Here is a 1098-nt window from a genome sequence, read left to right on the forward strand (position 1 = left end):
CTTTGTCGGTTTAGGCAGCCATCCTGCCGGATTGTGGACGCACTCCTCCCTCATGTCCGCCTCTCATCGGGTGGATAGAGGACGCCAATCATGGTGCGCAGATTGTAAGCGCAGGCGGCCAGTATGCACTGCGTGCGGTTGGTGGCGAGGTTGAAGAAGCGCAGGCGTCGCATGCCGTAACGCTCCTTGAACACGGCGAAAGGCCGCTCCACTGCCGCCCGCACCTTGGCGATCAGCCGGTTGCGCAGCTTGTGGCGCGGCGGCAACTCGGGGTGATGCTTGTTGGGCCGCCGCATCAGCCGGTCCTTAATGTTGGCGGCGGCGAGCCGGGCATGGCGGGCGTGGGTGTAATAGGCTTGATCGCCATAGGCCGCCTTCTCGTCGCCGCAGATCAACTGGTCGGCCGGCTCGGTGTCGGTGACCGAGGCGTCGCTCGCCTCGACACGCCGGATCAAGGTGTGCTCCTGGTCGACGCCGATGTGCATCTTGTAGCCGAAGGTGCTCTTCTTGCCCTTCTTGCCCCAACGCGCATCCTTGTCGGCCGACGGCTTGACCGGACCTTGGTGGCCCTTCTTCGGCTGCTTGGGCGGACGGCCACGAGCCTGCAGGAACGTGGCATCGACCAAGGTGCCGCGCTTGACGATCAGGCCCTTCTCCTCCAGCTGACGGTTGATCTCCTCAAAGACCTTGTCGATCAGTCGCTCACGCGTCAGCTCCTCGCGGAAGCGCCACAGTGTCGAATGGTCGGGCGTGCGGTCCGAAAGGCTGAAACCGGCAAAGCGGCGGAACGACAATCGGTCCCGGATCTGCGCCTCAAGCGCCGGATCGCTCAGCCCATGCCACATGCCCAGCAAAAGACAGCGCACCAGCGGTTCCGCCGGATAGCTGGTGTTGCCCGAGCCAGGACCGCTGCGCTGACCCAGCAATGTTCGGATCGGCGCCCAGTCCAGTTCCTTCGATACTAGGTCGAAAATCGTCTCATCCGACGCCGCCAGACCGTCCGCCAGACTCAACTGACCCAAAACACGATCCGCCATCCCGAATCTCCCTGCTCCAACCTTCACCACAGAATCACCGTTCGGCTTCTGTGCAAAGGTC

General features: G+C 63.2%; 1 protein-coding gene. It reads right to left on the bottom strand.

Annotated elements, in window-relative coordinates; genetic code table 11:
- Positions 1-50: 50 nt before the first annotated feature.
- A complete protein-coding gene (locus EN885_RS32980) occupies positions 51-1037 on the bottom strand; it encodes an IS5 family transposase (RefSeq protein WP_126103272.1) in 987 nt (328 codons plus the stop codon).
- Between the last annotated feature and the right edge of the window lie 61 nt (positions 1038-1098).

Source organism: Mesorhizobium sp. M6A.T.Cr.TU.014.01.1.1, from assembly GCF_004022765.1.
In the GTDB taxonomy this organism is placed as follows: domain Bacteria; phylum Pseudomonadota; class Alphaproteobacteria; order Rhizobiales; family Rhizobiaceae; genus Mesorhizobium; species Mesorhizobium mediterraneum.

Coding starts and splice junctions, on each gene's coding strand:
- EN885_RS32980 (WP_126103272.1), bottom strand. CDS start 1,037: ATGGCGGATCGTGTTTTGGGTCAGTTGAGTCTGGCGGACGGTCTGGCG.